This window comes from Vagococcus humatus (genome assembly GCF_003950325.1).
GTDB classification, from domain to species: domain Bacteria; phylum Bacillota; class Bacilli; order Lactobacillales; family Vagococcaceae; genus Vagococcus_C; species Vagococcus_C humatus.
In genome coordinates, this window is the sequence record NZ_PXZH01000001.1 from 381524 (window position 1) to 403052 (window position 21529).

The following is a 21529-nucleotide window of genomic DNA, read 5'->3' on the forward strand; positions in this document are numbered from 1 at the left end:
GTAGTCTATTACTTGGCAGCTAAAATCAGTTGGATGAAGGTTTCCCAACTAGAGCTTTTGCTTTCTGTCATTTTTTTTGAAACAGGAGAGACAGGAAGTAAGTGAATGTCTTTAGTTAAACATTTTTCCATTAAATCAGCTAAGGCTTGTTCCTCTTGATAATTAAAGAGATAAGCATTTGGATAACCTGTTAAGATTTCTCTAGAAAAATCTGTATCAGAGGCTAAAATCACTGTTCCGTAAGTTTTAGCTTCCATTAAAGGAAGACCAAATGTTTCGATATAAGAGGGAAATAGTAACACCTGTTCTTGGTATTTTTGATAAACTTGTTCAAGCGGAAGGCTGCCTAAAAATTGGATATGGTTGGTTTCAGGATATTTTTCTTGTTCTTTAGGATCTAAGGTAAGTTCTACGGTGAAATCCTTATATCCACGCTGTTCTAATAGGTTAACTGCTTTAAAAATCAAGTCATGATTTTTATATAAAAAGTTACCTGCTGGATAGAAAAAGCGAGTCAAGTCAGGGTTAGCTAAGGGAATCGTTTCTGACTGAATGCCAATATCTGGAGGCAAGACTAGCACATTCATCTTAGGAAATTTTTTCAGTAGGGCTTGTTTCATCCAGTTAGTTTGCACCACTACTTGGGTGGCTTGTGGCAATAAATGATTAAAAATACTGCCTACAAGATGTTGTAACACGGCAAATTTTAATTCCCCTTGTTTGAAAAAAGAAAAGTTTTTATTCGTTTGGTAAGGTAAAGATTGGTGTAAATAAACAATTTGAGGAATGTTTAGTCCTTTGGTTGCGGTGTTTTGTAAAGAAACATACACATCTGGGTCAAAAGATTGAATGATTTTTTTCCCTGACCAAAAATCAAAGGCTAACCGTTTCCCCCAACTTTGTTTAATCTCTGGATAACCATGCACATGGATATAGTCAGTTTCTTCAAAGTGTTCAGGATAAGTATCTGCCAGTAAAAAATGCCACTGGTGCTGTTGTCCATGCTCTTTGGCAGCTTGATAGACGTTTTTTAGAACGGTAAAGGCTCCCCCAGAATGTTCATCTGCGGCAATGTCATTAACCACAATGTTCATAAAAAAGTCCTCCTTTCTAGCGTTTCGCTCTTATTCATTATAGCGATAACCTTACTAAAAGTCTTAGATTTTAGAAAAACTTTAAGGGAAAAAAAGAATCATCAATTAAAATTTCTTAAAATAGTAGAATAAGCCTATAATTATCAAGGGATTATGATAAAATGAAAGAGTTAATTTGATAAATAGCTTGTCTATTAATTTTAGAAAGTAAGGAGTTAAGAGCGTGTTATCGATGAATAAAAAAGATTATTTTGTTACTGGATTTATTACGTTGCTGTTTTTATTAGCCCCAGTAACCTTTTCAGTTATTCAAACCAACCACTCAGTAGGAGGTTCAGCGAGAGCTTATTTAATTGAAGTTCCATTAGTTATTTTAGGATGTTATGTGGTGGTCTGGCAGTTATTAGTAAAAAGAAAAATAAAAGAGATGAGCCGCTTGTCTCAAATCATTTTAGCTGGAACTATTTTGTTTGGGTTATATTATGTGGCTTCATTAGGTGTTAGATATTTAACAGGTTCTTTATCCTTTGGTGGTTTTTTCTTAGCTAGAGTGATTGTAGAAACCTCTATTTTATTTTTAAGTTGTGAGTATTTTAAAGTCAAAGGAAAAATTGTTTTAAATAGTTTTGTGTTAATTGGTATATTAACCACTCTTTGGCAATACGGTATTTTGTTTTTTGGAACAGGCTTTTTAAGAGGGAATGATCCGGTTTTAACTATTAGTTATGTATATGTTATCTTTTGTAATGTGTTTCATGTTATTTTAGCTTTTTATTATTTACATACAAAGAATAAAAACTTGCGTCTGTTTTATGTATTCTTGTTCTTATTTAATTTCCCAACCGTTCTTTTAACAGGATCACGAGTAGGAGCTGTTGCTTCAGCCTTTATTTTAACCATTGTCTTACTGTTAGATCATAATCGTTACTCAGTTGGTCAAAAAGTCGGTCAAGTGTTAGGGATGTATCTGTTAATTGTTTTGGCCACTGTAGGAGGATTATTGATTTCAGATGGAGAAAACAAAGGCATTATTGTTCGCTCATTATCTATTCCAGTTGAGTTAGTTAAAAAAGTAACCCCAACTTCTGTAGACACTAAAATTGATCAATTGCTAACCTTCAAAGTTACTGAACAAAAATTTGAAGATTTAAAAACAGAAAAAGAGTATAAAGATACATCTAATTATGTAGAAGATTCTAAAGAAGTCAGCAGTAATCAACGAAAAGAAGCGAATAGTAAAGCTTATGATCAAATTTTTGCTAATTGGAAAAATTTTGTGTTTGGTACGGGAACCACGATGATTCACCGATATGATAACAAGTATCAAAAACCGCATAATTATTTTGCCCAGTATACACTAGGGTATGGAATAATTGGGTTTATTTTAACCACCATCATCTATTTTATTCCGTTTATTTATGTTTTGAAAAGAAGTTGGCAAGATTTTTTTGTGTTACTAACATTTCAATTTCCTATTTTATTAAATTCATTTTTACAACCAACTTTTGGAAATATTGTCACTCTATTTTTATTTATATTAATTAATTATGCCTTGTCATTAGGTGTAAGTTCTTGGAAGAACATCCTGAAAGAAGGAGATTAGTTCATGCTTGCAGTGATTGTGATATATCAACAGGAGAAAGTAGAAGTAGTCGCGTATCGCACTTTGATACAGGCTCTTTCTACTCTTTCTTTTAAAGAGCCAGTGGAGATTTTGATTTATGATCATTCTCCTCAAGCTTTTTGGCAAAGGTCTGATTTTCAACATGAAAAAGTTCCAGTGACTTATGTAGCAGATCCTAGAAATTTAGGTTTGAGTACAGCCTATAATTATGGTTGGGAGTTGTTAAAACAGCGGCAGTTAGATTGGTTATTGTTGTTAGATCAAGATACAACGTTAACCAGTGACTATTTGGCAGAATTAATGGATGCTATGGCTCATCAGCCAGAGGCAGTGGTAAAAGTGCCACAAATTTATCAAGGAGAAACCTTGTTAGCCCCAACTAAAGCAGGACAAGCTGTTTTGCCAGGTATTTATGAAGGAGAAGCAGTGGTTAGTCTTAATTCTGGTACCTGTATTCATCAAAGTGTGCTAGAAACGCTACAAGGATTTACCGATGAATTTCCCTTAGATTATTTAGATCATTGGTTTTTCTTTCAAGTGATGAGCTTAGGAGTCAAGCTTCAAGTATTAAGGAGTAAGTTAGAGCATCATCTTTCTATGAGTGAGATTGAAACAGTGTCGGCCACTCGCTTACGTAGTGTACTAGAAGCAGAAAAAAGATTTATCTACCGCTATCAACCAGAGAAAAAAGGCCAGTATCGTCGCCACTTTTGGTTAAGATTAATAAAATATTTAGTGAAAGATCCTAAGAAGGTTCCTTTAGCTTGGAATATTTTTAGACAACCAATTTCTGAGAAAGGTTATGAGGGAGGGAAGGTAAATGGAAAAACAGATTAGATTGAATCCATTTAATATCCAATTTGCTGCTATTTTGGTTGTATTAATGATTTATAGTTTAGGTTGGTCAGATATAACTAAACCATTAACTTGGTCCACTTTTTTATTTTTTGTTTTTGTTTTATTCAATTTAGCTATTTTTTCCACCTTGTATAATGCTTATTTTCCTGAACACAAAATTAGAAAAACAACTTATGAAGGTTCTATGACAGCTTGGTGTGTTTTAGGTGGCTTAGCAATGTTAGCTGAGTTTTCTTATGAAAAAGCGATTCCTATTTATGAAATTTTTATTTTGAAAAATGGTTATAATTACGTGAATTTTCAAGGCATTCCAGGTTTTCACGTATTTGCAGTTACCTATACTTCCTTTCTAGGTTTGTGGTTGTGGCAACAATTTTTGTCTAAAAAGAGATGGTACCAATTGGGTTTAGCTATCTTGTTTGTTTCCTATCCACTGATGTTGTTTAATCGGGGTGGTTTTATATTCAATATGGTTTCAGCTTTTTTTATATGGCTATATCAAACGAGGTATTTTTATCTTCAATTGAAACACCTAGTTATATTAGTACTAGTATTACTTGGATTAAGCTATGGTTTTGGTATTTTTGGAAATTACCGATCTTTTGGGGCTAGTAAAAATGGCGCAAAAAAAGAGTTTTTTACTGAAAGTACTTATATTTTAAATACAGGTAAAGCTACAAGAGAATTTAAAGATAGTTCTGTTCCAAAAGAATTTTTTTGGACCTATCTCTATGTGGCTACCCCAGTGGCTAACTTGCAAAATATCATAGAAAAAACCGAGCCAATGAATGATTCAGTTTCCTTTTTAACTCAGTCTATTTTACCAGACTTTATAGGAAAACGAGTGGATAAAAAAAGACAGGTAACCATTCCAAAAGATAAGTTAGTATCTCCTGTTTTTAATGTGTCGACTTACTTTTCATCCGCCTTTAAAACATTAGGCTATACTGGCTTGATTTTACTGCTATACTATTTTGCTTTATTCATATTTGGTTTTACGTATTTATATTGGAAATTTAGTGGAGTACAACTAGTGGGATTAGGTATTTTAATGACATTAGCCAGCTTTAGCTTGTTTGACAATATGTTAACTTTTTCTGGTTTAAGTTTTCAATTAATATTTCCAGTTTTATTCGGAGTTTATGAACGGTTGTAATACAAAGGAGAGAGAGTATGTTAATTAAATTAAAGAGAAATTCTTTATTTAGATTTGTTCAGCGTCGGTTTAAAGTTATTTTAATTACGATGTTATTGTTTACAGTAGGGTTTACCTTGATTAATAAATCAATGGAGGATAAAAAACAAGAAGAGATATCCCAACAGCCAACAAGCACAGAAAAAGTTGAGTACTATGGTAGTGATTTTTCTATCATATTAGTTAATAAAATTAGTGGCACACCGATGATTAATACGACCACTGTTAAAAGTATTTTAACAGGACAGTCTGTATATAATCACTTAAATAAGGCTGGGATTAAAACAGAGGGAATGGATTTAAAAAATAATATTAGCGTATTTACTCGGGGATCAACAGGAGAAGTGCTGTTTATCCGTATTAAAGGAGACAATGAAGCTGTCATTAAACAAATCGTTCCAGCTTACATTGAGATGTTAAAAAATAAAGAGGCAGATTTTTTAGCTAATACAGATGTATCTATCATTAACTCTCCAATTGAAGTGACAAAAGATTTGCCAGTTTATTCAGATTTGTATAGTATGTCTAATCCGATTAATCCGCAAAATCAAAATACAGTGGTTGTGCAAACTAATGTGAGTAAAACAATTTTAGTCGGCGCTCTATTAGGCTTAATTTTAGGTGGTTGTGTGGCCCTTGTAGTGGATATTAAAGATAAAAAAATTCATTCTGCAACATTTATGACAACTTTATTCGCTGAACCTATCCAACTTTATCAAGTGTTACCAGGAGATAAAGAAGGAGTCACTCCTATTTTAGATGTGCAACTGGCAGCTAGTCATCAACGGTTAAATGTGGTAGCTAATCCTTCTCATTCAGATATCGATAACTGGGTGATAAATAACCAAGAGCATAGCCAACTATTACCGCAAGTCAATAAAGAGGTGGCAGGTTATTCTTCTTTTACAATGTTAGTCGTAGTGGAAGATCATACGCCAATAGACTGGATTAAACAACAGTATCAATTATTAACAAGTGCTGGTCATCATGTTTGCTTCTTGTACATGAAATAACTAGTACTAGTATAGGGAATTGGAGAAATTATGAGTAAAAATGCGTTAATTGTATTAAATTATAATAACTATGAAGAAACAAAACGCTTTGTAGAAGAAGTAAAGGATTATCCTAGTTTAGAGGCTATTGTGATTGTGGACAATGCATCTAAAAATGAGTCCTTTCAAGAATTATCTAAATTAGCCAGTGACCGGATTCATGTGATTTTATCACCGACTAATCAGGGCTATGCTAGTGGCAATAATTTTGGCGTGAAGTATGCCGAAACACATATTAAACCAGACTACTATATCATCTCTAATCCAGATGTGATTGTGACTAATGACGCCATTCAAACCATGACTGATTTTGTCACAGAAAAAAGTCAAACAGAACAGGTCGGAGTGGTTGCGCCAATTATGTTAGGACCAGATGAGGCCTTTCATTTGAAAAATACTGGCTGGAAATTACCTACTTTTAAGTCAGACGTTATTTCCATGTTTGCGGGACTTGCTCGTCGTCATCCTAACTATTTAAATTATGACAATCAAGACTTAGTTGGGACAGAGTATGTTCCAGTGGATGTTTTACCAGGTTCTTTTTTCATGATTCCAGCGACTTCTTTTAAACAAGTGGATTTCTTCGATGAGCAGACTTTTTTATTTTGCGAAGAGCGAATATTAAGTCATAAACTACTACATCAAGGCTACCACAATTATTTATTAACCAATTGTTCGTATATTCATAACCATTCCACGACGATTAAATCTAATATAAGTAAAATTAACACGTATAAGCATTTTTTAGCCAGTAAGAAAATTTATCACCGAGATTATTTAAACAATTCTTCCTTTAAACAAGGGGTGTTCCACGTGCTAGCGGCATTAAGTTTACTTGAGAAACAAATCATTTACCGCTTGCAAGACAAGATAAAATAGAGAGGAGACACGTCATGAATAGTAAGTTTAAAAGTTTGCTAAAAAATATGAGCTATACATTGTCTTCTAATGCTATTACGTTAGTTATTTCTGTATTACTCACCTTGTTTGTCCCAAAACTTTTAGGCACAGAAGAATATGCTTACTGGCAACTTTATATTTTTTACACCTCTTATGTAGGCTTTTTTCACTTAGGGTGGATTGACGGTATTTACCTAAAAATTGGTGGGGAAAATTATGAGGAGCTAGATCAAAGAAGTTTAGGCACTCAGTTTTGGTTACTTAACGTATTAGAACTTGTGATTGGGATAGGGATTTCTCTTTGGGCCTTGTTCTTTGTTCAAGGCGAGATGAAACAACTCATCTTAATTTACACGGCTATTTGCGGGGTAATTACCATTGCCCGAACTTTCTTACTGTTTATTTTACAGTCGACTAGTCGGATTCAAGAGTATGCTAAATTTACTCGTTATGACCGAATGTTTTATTTTGTCTTAGCTATGACTTACCTAATCTTAGGGGGACGAAATGTCCAGTTTCTAATTTTACTAGATATTATCGCTAGACTGATTGTGCTAATTATGTGCGGAAAAAGTTGTCAGTCCTTGATTTTACCGCCATTTGCTAAAGTAAAAGACGTCTATCCAGAGATTATTGATAATATTCGGATTGGTAGTAAGCTGATGTTAGCCAATGTGGCCAGTATGTTAATTGTTGGGATCATTCGTTTAGGGATTGAACGGCAATGGAATGTGACGGTTTTTGGTAAAATCTCTTTAACGTTAACTATTTCTAATTTATTTTTGACGTTTATTAATGCGATTGGGGTTGTGCTGTTTCCTTTACTTAGAAAAACGGAACACAGTAAATTGGTGCAGTTTTACGATGCCGTTAGACAACTACTAATGGCTGGCTTGTACGGAATGTTACTGTTTTATTATCCAGCTAGAGTTATTTTAGGAGCTTGGTTGCCTAAGTATACCGATGCCCTTGTTTATATGGCGATTTTATTTCCTATGTTTATTTATGAAAGTAAAATGTCTCTGTTAATTAACACGTATTTAAAAACGCTGCGAAAAGAAAAAACCATTTTAATGGTCAATGTGGTAAGTTTAGCCTTTAGTTTAGTCTTTACTTATTTGTTTGCAGTGAAACTGCATCATCTATTCTTGACAGTATTAGCCATCATCATTGTGTTAGCTATTCGTTGTAATTTAGCTGAGATGGCTTTATCAAAAGAATTGTCCCTTAATATTTGGCAAGATATTTTTCTAGAAACGATTCTCACTGTGATTTTTGTGTTTGTTAGTTACTTCTTACCAATGAAAGAAAGCATTGTGATTTACTTAGTGAGTTACTTAGCTTATCTAGCAGTCAAAGCTAAAACATTAAAAGGCTCCTTCCAAAGTTTTAAACAAATTATGAAGGCGTAGTATTTAAAGACAGTTAATGAAAAAACTCTCTAGCCGGTAAAGGTTAGAGAGTTTTTTTATATCTAACTATTTGTTTTTAGGTAATTTTAATTAGAATTTCCGTCGTCTTGCAAAATCTGTAAACTTAAATTTATCTAGTCGGTGTCTGGATTCTGTATATTCAAAACAGGTAGTATCATCTAAGAAGACGACGCTCCGAACAACAACTACATGCGTATCTTCTGGATGAAGAGTCATAAGTTCTTTATCTTCCTTAGTAATATGTTCAACAGTTACTTCTTTGTTAGCATAGCTAATGACTAATTCAAGTTCATTTTCAATATAGTCATAGATAGAGTTTTCACAAATATCTAAAGATAAATCTGGAATGATATCTTTTCTTAAGTAGTCTTTATCTAAGATAATTGTTTCACCATTGATATTTCTTTGTCTGATTAATTTCCATACTTCAGTATCTTCTTTCCAGCCAGTTGCTTGGCTCAGTTTTTTAGACACTTTAACGACTTCTAAACTAACTACGGCGGTTTTTGCTTGAATATGTTGCATTTTTTGCAATTCTTTAAAACTAGTTAATCCAGAGATGGGGAAGTTGAACTGATGAAAATCTAATACGATCGATCCTTTTCCTTGTTTTTTTTGAATATATCCAGCATTAATAAGTAAATTAAGTGCTTTGCGGACTGTTTCTCTAGATGTATTGTAAATTTCCATTAGTTGATTTTCACTAGGAAGGAGAGTATTAGGAGGATATTCCATTTCTAAAATTTTTTGTTCTAAATCTAAAAATATTTCCCGATATTTATGCATTTATTTCACCTAACTTGTTTTGTATTCTTTCGTATCATAGCATCTTTAAGATGGAAAATCCAACAATCTTTGAGAATAAAAAAAGACGACCAATGAGATCGTCTTTTTTTATTCGAATAGGGTAGTTAATTTGATACTCGGTCTATTTTGTTTAAAATATTTTGTTTTCGGAATATGACAGTTAAAAGAAATGGAACAACAATTGCAATCAACATACAAATCCCGTACTGTAACCAATATTGTGGTTTGATAGATAAAATAGCAGGTAAACCACCTACACCTACACTGTTTGCGGTTACACCAAAGAGGGTAGAAATCATACCAGCGATGCCAGAGCCAATCATTGCTGCTACAAATGAATAAAGATATTTTAGATTAATCCCAAACATAGCAGGTTCCGTTACACCTAAGTAACAAGAAATCATAGCAGGAACAGAAACTTGTTCTTCTTCTTTGTTGCCACGATGCAAGAAAATAATAGCTAATACCGCTGAACCTTGGGCAATATTTGATAACGCAACCATTGGCCAAAAATTAGTACCACCAAAGTCGGCTATCATTTGAAGGTCAAGTGCTAATAGCATGTGATGCAGGCCTGTAATGACTAATGGTGCATATAGGAAACCGAACAATGCCCCAAATAACCAATTGACACTACTTGCCAGACCAAAAGAAACAAAAGTAGAGACAGCAGAGCCAATCTTCCAACCAACTGGACCTAGAATAACATGGGCAGCTAAAACAGTTGGAACTAATGAAAACAGTGGAACAAAAATCATGGAGATAGATTCTGGAATGATTTTCCTAAAGAATTTTTCTAAGTAACAAAGCATAAATCCTGCTAACATAGCGGGGATAACTTGTGCTTGGTAGCCAATCATATCAATTTTAAAGAAACCAAAATCCCAAAAAGGAATGTCTTTTGCGGCAGTTGTGGCAACGGCATAAGCATTTAATAATTGCGGAGAAACAAGAGTAATACCTAAAACAATACCTAAAATTTGAGTTGTTCCCATTTTTTTAGCGATACTCCAAGTGATGCCCACTGGTAAGAAATGGAAAATCGCTTCACAAATCAACCATAAAAAGCTATTAACACCATTCCAAAACTGTGAAACTTGAACAATTGTTTGATTGTTTAACGCACTAAATTGAATTCCTTCTAAAATATTTCTAAAACCTAGTAAAAGCCCACCCACGACAATTGCAGGAATAATAGGAGCAAAAACTTCTGCTAATGTTCCAACTAATCGCTGTAAAAACGATTGATTCTGCTTCGCAGCTATCTTTGCTTGATCTTTTGAAACGCCTTCAATTCCTGAAATTCCAATAAATGCATTATAAAAATCAGAGACTTTATTGCCGATAATGACTTGAAATTGTCCTGCTTGAGTAAAAATACCTTTAACTGCAGGGATTTTTTCAATCATTTCTTGGTTAGCTTTTGTTGAATCTACTAAGACAAATCGCATACGAGTTGCACAATGAGATACAGCAGAAATATTTTCTTTACCACCTAAATACTTAAGTAAATCTTGACTGTCTTGCTTAAAGTCTGACATTTTTTGTTCCTCCTTCTAGCAACGATTAATCTTGTATGTACATGTTGTAAAATCGCTTGCAAAATTATCGTACACTAAAGATTTAAAAAAATCAATAATAAAATTCATATATTTCAGCTTTTTTATTTTGGGATGCTACTAAGATTTATTTGAAATAATTAAAAAAATTATGTATAATGCAAATTAAGTTAAACATGTCTATACAAGTTTAAAAGGATGGTTAGCATATAATCTAATACAAGCTAGTTCTCCCAAGAAGCAGTTTAGTAGTCTTATATGAAAACTTATGAATTCATTATTTATAACGTGAGAAAAGGAGTTAATTAAGATGAAATGGTTAAGTGTGGAATTTAAAGGAGCACATCTAAGTACCTACCACTATCAAAATGAAACATGTGTCGGCGTTAATACTTATGATAATCCATCATTTGAAGAGTTATTTATAGCACTAAAAAAAGAACCGATAGAGGGAATTATGCTAAAAAACTATCCGAGTGAGATGTCGCAAGAAAAGCAAACTGCTTTTTGTCAAGAATGGATGGAAAAGTTGAATATACCAGTAGTTATGGCAGATATGCTTTCTAAAGAGTTAAGTTTGTCTGAGCAATTTCAACAAATAGCTGATGAGTATACTTGGCAATTAACCTATACAGGCTATCAACCCGGTAAAACAGAATATTGTGTAGAATCTTTATTAACCGTTGGCAATGGTTTTATGGGGTTAAGAGGGACCACACCTGAGATGGAGATATCAAAGAATCACTATCCAGCGACTTATTTAGCAAGTCTTTATGATGAAGCTAAATCAACAGTAGCTGGTCATGAAGTAGTTAATGAAGATTTTGTCAATGCGCCTAATCTACAAGGCTTAACGGTGAAGTTAGACGATGAAGATTATTTTAAAATCACTTCAGATAATGTGAAAAATTTAACTCGGCATCTAGATTTAAAAACAGGTTTGTTTACTTCGGAAATGATTGCTTATTTACCTAAAGGCAAACTGCTTAAGATTAAAACATCTCGTATTGCTAATATGAAACACTGGCAACAATATAGTATGCAATATGAAGTCACCCCTTTAAATTTTTCTGCCCACCTTACGATTGTCTCTATAAGTGAAGGGGATGTCTATAATTACAATGTCGAACGATATCGAAGTCTTCAGTCTCATCATTTAAGTGTCACCGATACGTATGTAGATTCTAGACGAAGTTGTCTTTTAGCTAAGACAAAGACTTCAGATATTCAAATTGCTCAAGTTAGTACGCTTCATTTATCTAAAACATTAAAAGATAGTCAAGTTACTTATACTCGTACAGCTAAGCAAACAACTCACTGTATTCGTTTCTTTGCTAATTGTCAGGAAACCTATCAATTAGATAAGACTGTCTTTATTGAAAAAAGACAAGCGGGGCAACATTTAACTTTAGGAGATTTTTTAGCTAAGGAGAAAAGTTATCAGAATTTTCAAACTAATTATAAAGAAAGTGCTACTGCTTGGGGGGAACTGTGGGAGCAAAGTGATATTCAGATAGAGGGAGATATGATGTCACAAAAAATGCTCCGTCTTCATACTTTTCACTTACTGGTATCTGCTTCTCCTTATAGTAATCCTCATCTAGATGCATCGGTTACAGCACGGGGACTTCACGGTGAGGCTTATAGAGGGCATGTTTTTTGGGATGAAATTTATATATTACCTTTTTATGTGATGCACTATCCAAAAACGGCCAAACAATTATTAATGTATCGGTATAATCGATTGAACCAAGCTAAAATTGCTGCAAAAGAAGCAGGCTACAAAGGTGCTATGTTTCCTTGGCAATCTGGCTTAGATGGAAGTGAACAAAGTCAAAAGATTCATTTAAATCCCTTAAGCGGAGAATGGGGACCTGATCATAGTCGTTTACAACGTCATGTTTCTTTGGCGATTGCTTACAATGTTTGGTTTTACTGGCATAATACTCAAGATCAAACGTTTATGGAAATGTACGGATTAGAATTATTACTGGAAATTGCTAAATTTTGGTTGAGTGTAACTAGGTTTGATTCCCAAGATAATCGTTATCATATTGAAGGTGTAATGGGGCCAGATGAATTTCATGAGGCCTATCCTAATAGCGAAAAAGGTGGATTAAAAGACAATGCCTATACCAATATGATGGTTGTGTGGTTATTTGAAGAATTAGAAAATTTAACTAAAACTGTTTCGTTAGAAACCTTGTCTTCACTGTATCAAAGGACACAAGTTACCGTTGCAGATTTAGAAAAAATGAAAAAAATTCGAGCTAAATTAGCTTTAGCAATTAATTCAGATGGGATTATTGCACAGTATGATGGCTATTTGAGTTTAAAAGAAATAGATTGGCAGTATTACCGAAAAAAATATCAAAATATTTACCGGATGGACCGTATTTTAGGAGCAGAAGGAAAAAGTGCAGATGATTACCAAGTGACTAAACAAGCCGATACCTTAATGCTTTTTTATAATTTTAATCAAACACAAATCGATTTAATTTTAGATGACTTAGGGTATCATCTACCTGATGATTACCTAAAACGAAATTTAACTTATTACTTAAAAAGAACGTCTCACGGATCGACATTATCACGCATTGTTCATGCAAAACTAGCGCAAGAAGTAGGACATGAAGAGTTAGCTTGGCAATTGTATCAAGAAGCGTTATTTTCTGATTATCAAGACATTCAGGGAGGAACGACAGCAGAAGGCATTCATGCAGGAGTGATGGCAGCGACACTTTATGTGACACTAACAACGTTTGGCGGTTTAGATTTAAGAGAAGACATAATTCAGATAACACCAGATTTACCAACACATTGGAAAAAGTTGGCGTTTAACTTTACACATCGAAATATTGACTACCGTGTAGTTATGACGCAAGAAGAACTTACAATCAAATCTAGTGAGGATAGTATGATCAGTATATGTGGAAAGCATTATTCATTAGTAAAAGAAAAAACATTAGAGATAATTATTTAGGAGGAAAAAGATGAAAAAAGGATTTGTTTTTGATTTAGACGGAGTGATTGCAGATACCGCAAAATTTCATTATTTAGCCTGGAAAGAGCTAGCTTCTTCTATTGATATTACACTTGATGAAGTGTTTAATGAGGAACTCAAAGGAATTAGTCGAATGGATTCGCTAGAAAAAATTTTAGCTTTTGGTGGGAAAGATAAAGAGTATTCGATTACAGAAAAAGAATGTTTAGCTACTCAAAAAAATGAAAGATATGTCGCACTATTATCAAATGTAACACAACAGGATGTGTTACCAGGAGTTTTATCTTTTTTAGAACAAGCACGTCAAGCTAATATTCCTTGTGCAATTGCTTCTGCTTCTAAAAATGCACCCTATATTTTAGACAAATTAAGAGTGGATGACTACTTTGTTCATATTGTTAATCCCGATACATTAAAAAAGGGAAAACCAGATCCTGAAATTTTTATCAAAGCGGCTAAAGCAATTCAAGTATTACCCTGTGAAGCAGTAGGGTTTGAAGATGCTCAAGCAGGTGTAGATGGTTTGAAAAAAGCTGGCTTTTATACGGTGGGGATTGTTAAAAATCAACCCCTAGTAGGAGCGGATTTATTAGTGAGACAATTAGATGAGATTAATTTTTCTAAACTTATTAACTAAATAAGTAAAAAACATTAGACTGATATCCTAGTATGTAATGAGTTATTGTTGTGTGCCTCTACTAGACTGTCAGAGCTATCATCAAACACATAAAAAAAGAGACAGAGATGTCTTTTTTTTTATTTCACAAACAGATGTTTTGCAGAAGATTTCGATTCTACGTATAATTAAGGTATTAAATATAAGGAGGATGGTTACATGAAAGTTATCGTAATAGGTTCATCTCATGGTGGCTATGAAGCAGTCGAACAATTGTTAGTTAGCTATCCAGAGGCACAGGTTCAGTGGTATGAAAAGGGAAATTTCCTTTCATTTATGGCCTGAGCGACTCAACAGTACCTGGATGGTATTATTAAAGATGTTGATTCTATTCGTTATATGGACGAAGAAACGATGAGAAATCGCGGGGTTGAGGTTTACTTAGAACAAGAAATCACTGATATTCACCCAGATAAACATGAAGTGACAGTGAGAGAAGTTGTTTCTGGTAAAACTCGTCAAGAAAGTTATGACAAGTTAATTGTCAGCTCTGGAGCTGTTCCTTTTGAATTACCGGTACCTGGTAAAGATTTGGATAATGTTTACTTAATGCGAGGGAGAGATTGGGCCATTCGCTTGAAGAAAGCTACTGTTGATCCTAGCATTCAAAAGGTAGTAGTAGTCGGAAGTGGCTATATCGGGATTGAAGCAGCAGAGTCATTTGCCAAAGCTGGTAAAGAAGTCACTGTTATCGATTTGATTGATCGCCCGTTAGGTGTTTATTTAGATAAAGAATTTACAGATATTTTAGCAACAGAACTTAACCAACATGGGGTGAAGTTAGCCCTTGGTGAAACCGTTTCAGAATATGTAGGGAACGGAGCAGTCGAAAAAGTTGTCACAGATAAAGGGGAACATCCAGCTGATTTGGTGATTGTGTCTGCAGGAGTGCGGCCTAACACTAGCTGGTTAGAAGGTATTTTAGACCGACATCCAAATGGCTTAATTAAAACAGATGAGTATATGCGGACAAGTGCGCCAGATATTTTTGCAGTGGGAGACGCTACCATGTTACGTTATAATCCTGGTGATACAGAGGTGAACATTGCTCTAGCTACTAATGCTAGAAAACAAGGAAGAATTGCTGCTCGTAACTTAGTAGAAGCGACACACCCATTCCCTGGAATTCAAGGTTCTTCTGCTTTAGCAGTATTTGATTATAAATTTGCTTCAACTGGTTTAAATGACCAAATGGCTAATAAATTACAGATTCCGATTGAGTCTGTCACCGTTAACACATTAGACAAAATGGATTTTGTGCCAGTGGATAATGAACAAGTTTGGTTTAAATTAGTTTACGATAAAGAAACTAAAAGAGTATTAGGTGCTCAAATTCTTTCTAAAAAAGATGTGACAGCTAATATTCATGCCATGTCTTTAGCAATTCAAGCTAAAATGACTATTGAAGATATTGCTTATGCTGACTTCTTCTTCCAACCTAGTTTTAACCGCCTACTAAACATTATGAATGAAGCAGGTCTTAAAGCTATGGAACAAGAGAAGATGGCTTAGTTAAACATCTTCAAGGTTTTATGTACACAAAAAAATATCCTCCATCATTAAAGGTTGATGGAGGATATTTTTATCTAATGAATCGGAATATTTCCTTTTATAGCTTCTTTCATATAAGGTAACTGAATGGTTAAGATACCTGCTTCATAAGTCGCATCAATTTGGCTAGGATCAATTTGCCCAATATGATAAGAGCGACTAGCATGTCCAGTTGAGCGTTCATTCCGCACGAAACGATGTTCACTGGTTTCCTTAGATTGATGGGTATGACGTGTACCGCTAACTGTTAAAATACCTGATACATAAGTCAAAGAAATGTCTTCTTTTTTAAAACCAGGCATGTCAATATACATCACATACCCATTGTCTTTTTCTTGAATATCAGTACTCATGAAATGAGAAAAATGTTGAAGAGTAGGGTTATTCGCCATCACAGAACGGAAGAAATCTCGCCCGATTGAATCAAAAAAAGGATCAGTTGAAAATGCATCAAACATAGGGACACCGTTACTATCTTTCATCATTTCGTTTTTCATTGTTCATTCCTTCTTTCTATCTATAGGTGTAAGCCATGATTACTTACAAATTCATTATAGGTATAATAAATGAAAAAAGAAAGAATAAGCCCTTTTGGCTAGAAAAAATGTCATCAACTCGTTATCTTCTTGACATGTAACTGTGCTATAATGGAGAACTGTTAATGAGATAGCACACAATGGAGGAGATTATATGAATAAAAAGAGGAGACTAACTCTTCTAGTTTGTTTGGCTAGTTTGATTGTATTAACTAGTTGTAGCAAGCTTTCTTCTAAGCAAGATTTTTCAGAAGAAATAAAAAACAGTCAACCGAAAAAAACGGATCTTGAAAAATTATTTCAGGAAGTGTTTAAACACATTAAACAAGATGATTATCAGGTAGCTTTAGTAGCACTGGAAAAAATGGAGGAGACTCATCCAAATAATGTCTCTATTACTCGTTTGTATACACAAGTGGAACAACTGGTTTATATAAAAGAAGCAGTGGAAAATAAAGAGCTTAATCAAGCTCAAAAATTATGGCGGAGTCTTATGAAAGAGGACTCCCTTAATAAAGAAGTGAAAGCAGCTAATCAGCGGCTAAAAAAAGACATCACGGCGTTAGAAAAAGAACAAGGGAAACAAACAGCTGGAAATGAGTCAGAGCTAGATTTAGATCAACCAGAAGAGAAAAAGTTAGAGGCAGAAACTGCTTCTAGCGCTACGTCTAAACCTACACAGGAAGCCAGCCCTTCTTCAAGCACGCCTTTAATGGAAGTTGAACCAGAAGAGATTGACTATGGTTTTTTCAAAGAGCAGTTAGTCTTATATGCAGGATTTCCTCAAGCGGTAGTAGATCAGATTAGTGAAGCCGAGATTAAATTAGGGGTAGACCGTGCCCAAGAAACCATTGCCAGTCAAGGTGGCTACGGAGATATGGGATACTTTTTTGCGGAGATGGAAAAAATGTATCCAGAAGTCAAAGACACCCCTCATCCTTCAGAAAGTGACACACTGAAACAACCTTTAGCCAATTGGACAGGGTTAGTTGCTGAAAAAGTTAAGGAAAGGAATGCTTCTTACGAATTTGCTTACTCCCTTCAGCTAGATGATAGCCTAGAAGGATTACAAGAGATTTATGTGAAAAAAGCTGGAACTAATCAAGTGTTAAAAGAGCCAATTGGCAAGGTAAATGTATATACTGGAGACATTACTTGGTACTGATAACTAAATACTTTGCATAACAAGTAAATTCAGAGTATAATGATGAAGAAGTAGAAGACTTGGTTTCAAGTTAGTTTAATTCATTCGTTAAGTACTAAATCGTCATAACTTGTTGCGTATGGGGATTTCTTTTTTCAACTGGAGCTTCAAGCTGTTTATTAATCGTAAGAAAGCACTTGCTAGATAAATGAAACAAGAAAATATGCACAGAAGTACGGTGAGGTTTTATAAAAAAGACATCTAAGGATTTCCTTAGATGTCTTTTTTTTTATTTGTTCATGGATTGTAAAAACCATGAGGCAATGATAACTAAAATCACAGCTCCAAGAATAGATGGAACAATGGACATACCAGCGACTTGTGGACCCCAATTAGGGAAAAGTTTTTCTCCTAATAATGAGCCGATTAAACCTGCGGCGACATTACCCCACCAACCAGCTGGGACATTTTTTTTGGTAAGGGATCCAGCAATTAAGCCAATTACCCCACCTACAATTAATACCCAAATAATATGAAACATAGGTGTTCGCCTCCGTTCTATATAATAACTCTATTATAAAGTATTCTTTAATGAAACGGAACTAAAATGCATTTAGGAGGTAGTGTGGTTAGTCTGTTAAGTGTTTATATTTATCCTCAGCAAATTCTTTCGCCATTAGCCAACCGTATGCTTCTGTAATACTAGCAGCAGTGGTACTATTGATAATATTCCCAGCAACGGGGATTTTACCAATAAAGAAACGAGAAATAAATTGACCGGCTTCTTGAGCTAGGTACTGAGTGGCTAATGCTTTAGCTGCCCCTCGGTCCATTTTTTTGTCAAATACTTTAGCCAAAGCCACAATCATAGTGGTTTGAATGGGAACAAGCGCCACAGAATCTGGGACAGGGAGCTGAGCCATACCAGCACCAATAGCACCAGCAGAAACTGCAGCAGTATGAATGATACTGTGACATTTTTTTCTTTCAATAGGTGAAATAAACTCTTTCATTAATAAAACTCCTTTATAAAATAAACTTCACGGTTGTATTCTAATCTGTTTGTAGGATAATTATAGTAGATATATATTATTTTCGCACAAAATTTAAAGAAATTATGCAAATATTAATCTATAACACCTATATCCATAAGTGTTTTTTTAAGATTAATAAAATAAACATTGTCATTATTAAAAATTATTGATAAAATGAACGTTATTGTAAGCAAAGGTTGTGGGTAAATGAAGCAGTTAGTGATGAGTAAAAAAGATAAAACTAAATTAGATATGTTTAAAGATATTTTGTTTAGTGGTCAAGAAGGCATGTTTGTCCAAACGTTAAAAAAGGACTATGATTTATCTCAAAGTACTTTAGATAGATATCTAAGAGAAATCCAACAAGATTTACAAGTTACTTTCGATAATGTGCGTTTAATCTTATCCACCACTTCAGGTAGTTACCTCATCTTAAAAGATATTCATTATAGTGATGGATATATTGTTGAAACCCTTAGTTTTCATTATATGAAACACAATAGTTTCTTTGTAGTTCTCCAAGCTCTTATCCAAGATGTCTATCACTCTGTTGAGGAATTGGCTAGGGATTTAAATCTTAGTAGTTCTAACATCTATAAACAAGTGCGTTTGTTAAATGAATTAGCAGCGCCTTTTAATATTTCAGTTGATTTAAGTGTGAATGGTTCAAATTTTAAGGGCAGCGAGTTAGGCATTCGGTATTTTTTTTACTATGTGTATTGGAGACTTTATCAAACCAATCGTCCTTTACCGTTCAATCAAGAGCAATTTCAAGACCTGTCAGATATCACCCATTTAAAAGAAGTCTGTTTAGGAAAGGGTTCGGCTCTTTCGAGCTCACAAATAGTCAAATTACGGATTTTACAAACCGTTACATTATATAAAGTCATTTATCGGCATAAAAATATTTGTTTAGAAGATGAGTTTTATCAAGATATTGTTTTTTTAAAAAATCCCAATATCTCTATCTTTGATTCAGTTAGTCATATTTACACAGAAAAAGAGTTAGAAATGGAGAAATGCTTTTTTTGTTTTGCTACTCAAGGGTTAATTTACGATATTACCCCTTTTGATTGGAAAAAACAGGTGGTAGAGCGGTACCGACAATCTGAGTTAGAAATAGCTAGGCAAGTGGAAAAATTACTAGAAGAATTTGTAGATGTTTTTCAATTTAATTATACAGAAGAAGGTTATTATACTTCTTACTATTTACTGTTGATTTATTTGTTATATGTAAAACATGTTCATATTGATGCTTATGGAGCAGAGGGCAACATGAGTCGTCCTTTTGATGTAAAAGATTTTGGTTCGTTAAAATCTCAATTAGCGATTGAGCGTTTTGTGAGCTATTCGATTAAGCAAATCTGTCCCCAAAAAGAGTTTGTTTGGACAGAAGTGTTAATTCAGCGTCTATCTCATTTGTTTTACACGATTTATACGATTAATAAAGCAGTCGACCCAGTGACTATTTTAGTGCAGTTTACGGAAAATAATTATTTAGGAGAAATGATTAAAGCTAATTTGGCGAATTATTTTAATGATAAGTTACTTGTGTTTGTTTCAGATCCTGCTCAGGCAGATTTAGTTATTTCAGATGTTTACGAACCTAATGCTTCTACTCAGTATCACTTTTATTTAGACGATATCTATGATGGGGAACAGTCGAAAAAAATGTTTTATTTTGTGTCGGAATACTTATATCATTATTCCTTCTTTAGAAAATTTCATGAAGAAAAGCGTGAGAGAACTAGTGAATAACTAGTTTTCTCACGCTTTTTTAGTGATGACTATTTATTAAAGCTGAATTAAATCATGGGGAATCCAAATGAGATTCTCATAGCCCTGTTCCGTTACAATTACTTGATCTTCAATTCGAACACCGCCCCAACCAGGAATATAAAGACCAGGTTCAATAGTGGTGACCATGCCTGGCTCAAAAACATCCTCATAAGCGTCACTCATCATTGGTTGTTCGTGAATAAACAAACCAATACAATGCCCAATATTACCGTAGTGGTAAGGGAGGTACTCTGTGTTTTCAATAGGTTTTAATGATTGGTGGTAAACTTCTTTCGTTTTAACTCCTGGCTTAATATACTCAAGAGAGCGCTCTAACATTTGTTTTTCTAACTCGTAGACTTCTAGTTGTTTGTCAGTTGGTTGACCTACTACCACGGTTCTAGTCATGTCAGACAGATAACCGTCATATTGACAGCCAAAATCCATTAGGACAAAATCCCCGTATTCAATCGCTTTTTCAGAAGGAATCCCGTGGAGTAGAGAGGTTTTTGCGCCAGAGATGAGAATGTTGCCGTATGGCTGAGTATCCGCTCCTTCTTCTACCATATATAAAGCTAGTCGTGCAGCTAGTTCTTTTTCGGTAATCCCGACACGAATATCGCCTAAAATCCGTTCAAAAGCTCGGCAGGAAATGTCGCAGGCTCTTTTTAGTTTTTCTTGTTCTTCAGGCGTTTTAATCCGGCGCATTTTTTCAATGATACCAGGAGCTGGAATGAAGTCTGCCTCCACTTTATCTTTTAAATCTTGATAAGTTTGATAAGTTAACTGATCGGCTTCAAAACCAATAGTGGTGACCTGATTATCTTTGGCTAATTGAGATAAGGCATCTCCTAGGGTTTTTCCTGCTTGTCGCCAATTAATGACGGTATAATCAGGGGCTTCAATCGCTACTTGTTCAGTATAACGAGGGTCGGTGATGATATATTGGTTAGTTTGAGTGATAAAAACAAAGGCATCATCTCCTTTGTAGCTAGTAATGTAGCGAACATTGACTTTCTTGGCAATAAAATAAGCATCTAGTTGATTTTTTTTCATTAAAGCTCTTAATTTGTTTTCCATGAACATGTCCCACGCTTTCTTTAACAGTAAGGGTGAAAAGAGGAGAAAAGTGATTAAATCTCATCCTTATGTTTAATTTAACACTATCTATAGTATACAAAAATTATAACAGATAAGACATCTTTATCATTTTTAAATTTTAAGTTATTTTATGATGTATCTCGTGAAAATATTTGGTAAGATAAAGGTAATTACTAATGTTA

The 21529-nt window shown here is 34.2% G+C and carries 19 protein-coding genes; 12 read left to right on the forward strand and 7 right to left on the reverse strand.

Going from position 1 to position 21529, the window contains the following annotated elements:
- Positions 1–8 precede the first annotated feature (8 nt).
- A complete protein-coding gene (locus C7P63_RS01815; protein WP_125942452.1) occupies positions 9–1094 on the reverse strand; it encodes a glycosyltransferase in 1086 nt (361 codons plus the stop codon).
- A 232-nt stretch (positions 1095–1326) separates the two neighbouring features.
- Here C7P63_RS01815 and C7P63_RS01820 point away from each other — a divergent pair, with 232 nt between their 5' ends.
- From C7P63_RS01820 to C7P63_RS01845, 6 genes are read left to right on the forward strand one after another with little or no spacing between them, the layout of a single operon-like run.
- Positions 1327–2697 (forward strand): O-antigen ligase family protein, encoded by a 1371-nt coding sequence (locus C7P63_RS01820; protein WP_243640796.1) that lies wholly within the window; start codon positions 1327–1329, stop codon positions 2695–2697.
- Between the two features lie 3 nt (positions 2698–2700).
- A complete protein-coding gene (locus tag C7P63_RS01825; RefSeq protein WP_125942454.1) occupies positions 2701–3555 on the forward strand; it encodes a glycosyltransferase in 855 nt (284 codons plus the stop codon).
- Positions 3539–4732: a hypothetical protein gene (locus C7P63_RS01830; RefSeq protein ID WP_125942455.1), complete on the forward strand. Its 1194-nt coding sequence runs from the start codon at positions 3539–3541 to the stop codon at positions 4730–4732. Before C7P63_RS01825 ends, C7P63_RS01830 begins: the two co-directional genes overlap by 17 nt.
- A 17-nt stretch (positions 4733–4749) precedes the next feature.
- A complete protein-coding gene (locus C7P63_RS01835; protein WP_125942456.1) occupies positions 4750–5784 on the forward strand; it encodes a hypothetical protein in 1035 nt (344 codons plus the stop codon).
- 30 nt (positions 5785–5814) lie between these two features.
- Entirely contained in the window at positions 5815–6702 is an 888-nt protein-coding gene (locus C7P63_RS01840) for a glycosyltransferase (RefSeq protein WP_125942457.1), read from the forward strand.
- 14 nt (positions 6703–6716) lie between these two features.
- Positions 6717–8135 carry a lipopolysaccharide biosynthesis protein gene (locus tag C7P63_RS01845; RefSeq protein WP_125942458.1) on the forward strand — a complete coding sequence of 473 codons (1419 nt, stop codon included), beginning with the start codon at positions 6717–6719 and terminating at the stop codon, positions 8133–8135.
- 90 nt (positions 8136–8225) lie between these two features.
- Here C7P63_RS01845 and treR read toward each other — a convergent pair whose 3' ends face one another.
- Positions 8226–8942 (reverse strand): trehalose operon repressor, encoded by a 717-nt coding sequence (gene treR / locus C7P63_RS01850; RefSeq protein ID WP_125942459.1) that lies wholly within the window; start codon positions 8940–8942, stop codon positions 8226–8228.
- Between the two features lie 125 nt (positions 8943–9067).
- Positions 9068–10504 carry a PTS system trehalose-specific EIIBC component gene (gene treP / locus C7P63_RS01855; RefSeq protein ID WP_125942460.1) on the reverse strand — a complete coding sequence of 479 codons (1437 nt, stop codon included), beginning with the start codon at positions 10502–10504 and terminating at the stop codon, positions 9068–9070.
- A 328-nt stretch (positions 10505–10832) separates the two neighbouring features.
- Here treP and C7P63_RS01860 point away from each other — a divergent pair, with 328 nt between their 5' ends.
- From C7P63_RS01860 to C7P63_RS01870, 4 genes are all read left to right on the forward strand, one after another.
- Positions 10833–13505 carry a glycoside hydrolase family 65 protein gene (locus C7P63_RS01860; RefSeq protein WP_125942461.1) on the forward strand — a complete coding sequence of 891 codons (2673 nt, stop codon included), beginning with the start codon at positions 10833–10835 and terminating at the stop codon, positions 13503–13505.
- A gap of 10 nt (positions 13506–13515) precedes the next feature.
- Positions 13516–14163: a beta-phosphoglucomutase gene (gene pgmB, locus C7P63_RS01865; protein WP_125942462.1), complete on the forward strand. Its 648-nt coding sequence runs from the start codon at positions 13516–13518 to the stop codon at positions 14161–14163.
- A 198-nt stretch (positions 14164–14361) separates the two neighbouring features.
- Positions 14362–14487, forward strand: coding sequence for an NADH peroxidase (locus C7P63_RS10345; RefSeq protein WP_165863745.1), 126 nt, complete (start codon positions 14362–14364; stop codon positions 14485–14487).
- Positions 14479–15714, forward strand: coding sequence for an FAD-dependent oxidoreductase (locus C7P63_RS01870; protein WP_243640797.1), 1236 nt, complete (start codon positions 14479–14481; stop codon positions 15712–15714). Before C7P63_RS10345 ends, C7P63_RS01870 begins: the two co-directional genes overlap by 9 nt.
- Before the next feature lie 74 nt (positions 15715–15788).
- Here the strand turns inward: C7P63_RS01870 and C7P63_RS01875 are convergent, their stop codons facing one another.
- Entirely contained in the window at positions 15789–16250 is a 462-nt protein-coding gene (locus C7P63_RS01875; protein WP_125942464.1) for an Hsp20/alpha crystallin family protein, read from the reverse strand.
- A gap of 193 nt (positions 16251–16443) precedes the next feature.
- Between C7P63_RS01875 and C7P63_RS01880 the strand changes: the two genes are divergently transcribed.
- On the forward strand, positions 16444–17454 hold the full coding sequence (locus C7P63_RS01880) for an outer membrane protein assembly factor BamD (RefSeq protein WP_125942465.1): 1011 nt from the start codon (positions 16444–16446) through the stop codon (positions 17452–17454).
- Positions 17455–17722: 268 nt separating this feature from the next.
- Here the strand turns inward: C7P63_RS01880 and C7P63_RS01885 are convergent, their stop codons facing one another.
- Complete coding sequence (locus tag C7P63_RS01885; RefSeq protein WP_125942466.1) at positions 17723–17974, reverse strand: GlsB/YeaQ/YmgE family stress response membrane protein; 252 nt, start codon at positions 17972–17974, stop codon at positions 17723–17725.
- An 88-nt stretch (positions 17975–18062) separates the two neighbouring features.
- A complete protein-coding gene (locus C7P63_RS01890; protein WP_243640780.1) occupies positions 18063–18446 on the reverse strand; it encodes a hypothetical protein in 384 nt (127 codons plus the stop codon).
- A gap of 228 nt (positions 18447–18674) precedes the next feature.
- On the opposite strand from C7P63_RS01890, the gene C7P63_RS01895 reads away from it, so the two are divergent.
- Positions 18675–20225 (forward strand): helix-turn-helix domain-containing protein, encoded by a 1551-nt coding sequence (locus tag C7P63_RS01895; protein WP_125942467.1) that lies wholly within the window; start codon positions 18675–18677, stop codon positions 20223–20225.
- Between the two features lie 36 nt (positions 20226–20261).
- Here the strand turns inward: C7P63_RS01895 and C7P63_RS01900 are convergent, their stop codons facing one another.
- Complete coding sequence (locus tag C7P63_RS01900) at positions 20262–21326, reverse strand: M24 family metallopeptidase (RefSeq protein ID WP_243640781.1); 1065 nt, start codon at positions 21324–21326, stop codon at positions 20262–20264.
- Positions 21327–21529 lie beyond the last annotated feature (203 nt).

Bases quoted from the DNA above. Each gene is read 5' to 3' on its own strand.
- C7P63_RS01880 (WP_125942465.1), top strand. From the start codon at position 16,444: ATGAATAAAAAGAGGAGACTAACTCTTCTAGTTTGTTTGGCTAGTTTG.
- C7P63_RS01900 (WP_243640781.1), bottom strand. From the start codon at position 21,326: ATGGAAAACAAATTAAGAGCTTTAATGAAAAAAAATCAACTAGATGCT.
- C7P63_RS01895 (WP_125942467.1), top strand. From the start codon at position 18,675: ATGAAGCAGTTAGTGATGAGTAAAAAAGATAAAACTAAATTAGATATG.
- C7P63_RS01815 (WP_125942452.1), bottom strand. From the start codon at position 1,094: ATGAACATTGTGGTTAATGACATTGCCGCAGATGAACATTCTGGGGGA.
- C7P63_RS01840 (WP_125942457.1), top strand. From the start codon at position 5,815: ATGAGTAAAAATGCGTTAATTGTATTAAATTATAATAACTATGAAGAA.
- C7P63_RS01890 (WP_243640780.1), bottom strand. From the start codon at position 18,446: ATGAAAGAGTTTATTTCACCTATTGAAAGAAAAAAATGTCACAGTATC.
- C7P63_RS01825 (WP_125942454.1), top strand. From the start codon at position 2,701: ATGCTTGCAGTGATTGTGATATATCAACAGGAGAAAGTAGAAGTAGTC.
- C7P63_RS01820 (WP_243640796.1), top strand. From the start codon at position 1,327: ATGAATAAAAAAGATTATTTTGTTACTGGATTTATTACGTTGCTGTTT.
- treR (WP_125942459.1), bottom strand. From the start codon at position 8,942: ATGCATAAATATCGGGAAATATTTTTAGATTTAGAACAAAAAATTTTA.
- C7P63_RS01860 (WP_125942461.1), top strand. From the start codon at position 10,833: ATGAAATGGTTAAGTGTGGAATTTAAAGGAGCACATCTAAGTACCTAC.
- C7P63_RS01835 (WP_125942456.1), top strand. From the start codon at position 4,750: ATGTTAATTAAATTAAAGAGAAATTCTTTATTTAGATTTGTTCAGCGT.
- C7P63_RS01885 (WP_125942466.1), bottom strand. From the start codon at position 17,974: ATGTTTCATATTATTTGGGTATTAATTGTAGGTGGGGTAATTGGCTTA.
- C7P63_RS01830 (WP_125942455.1), top strand. From the start codon at position 3,539: ATGGAAAAACAGATTAGATTGAATCCATTTAATATCCAATTTGCTGCT.
- treP (WP_125942460.1), bottom strand. From the start codon at position 10,504: ATGTCAGACTTTAAGCAAGACAGTCAAGATTTACTTAAGTATTTAGGT.
- C7P63_RS01845 (WP_125942458.1), top strand. From the start codon at position 6,717: ATGAATAGTAAGTTTAAAAGTTTGCTAAAAAATATGAGCTATACATTG.
- pgmB (WP_125942462.1), top strand. From the start codon at position 13,516: ATGAAAAAAGGATTTGTTTTTGATTTAGACGGAGTGATTGCAGATACC.
- C7P63_RS01875 (WP_125942464.1), bottom strand. From the start codon at position 16,250: ATGAAAAACGAAATGATGAAAGATAGTAACGGTGTCCCTATGTTTGAT.
- C7P63_RS10345 (WP_165863745.1), top strand. From the start codon at position 14,362: ATGAAAGTTATCGTAATAGGTTCATCTCATGGTGGCTATGAAGCAGTC.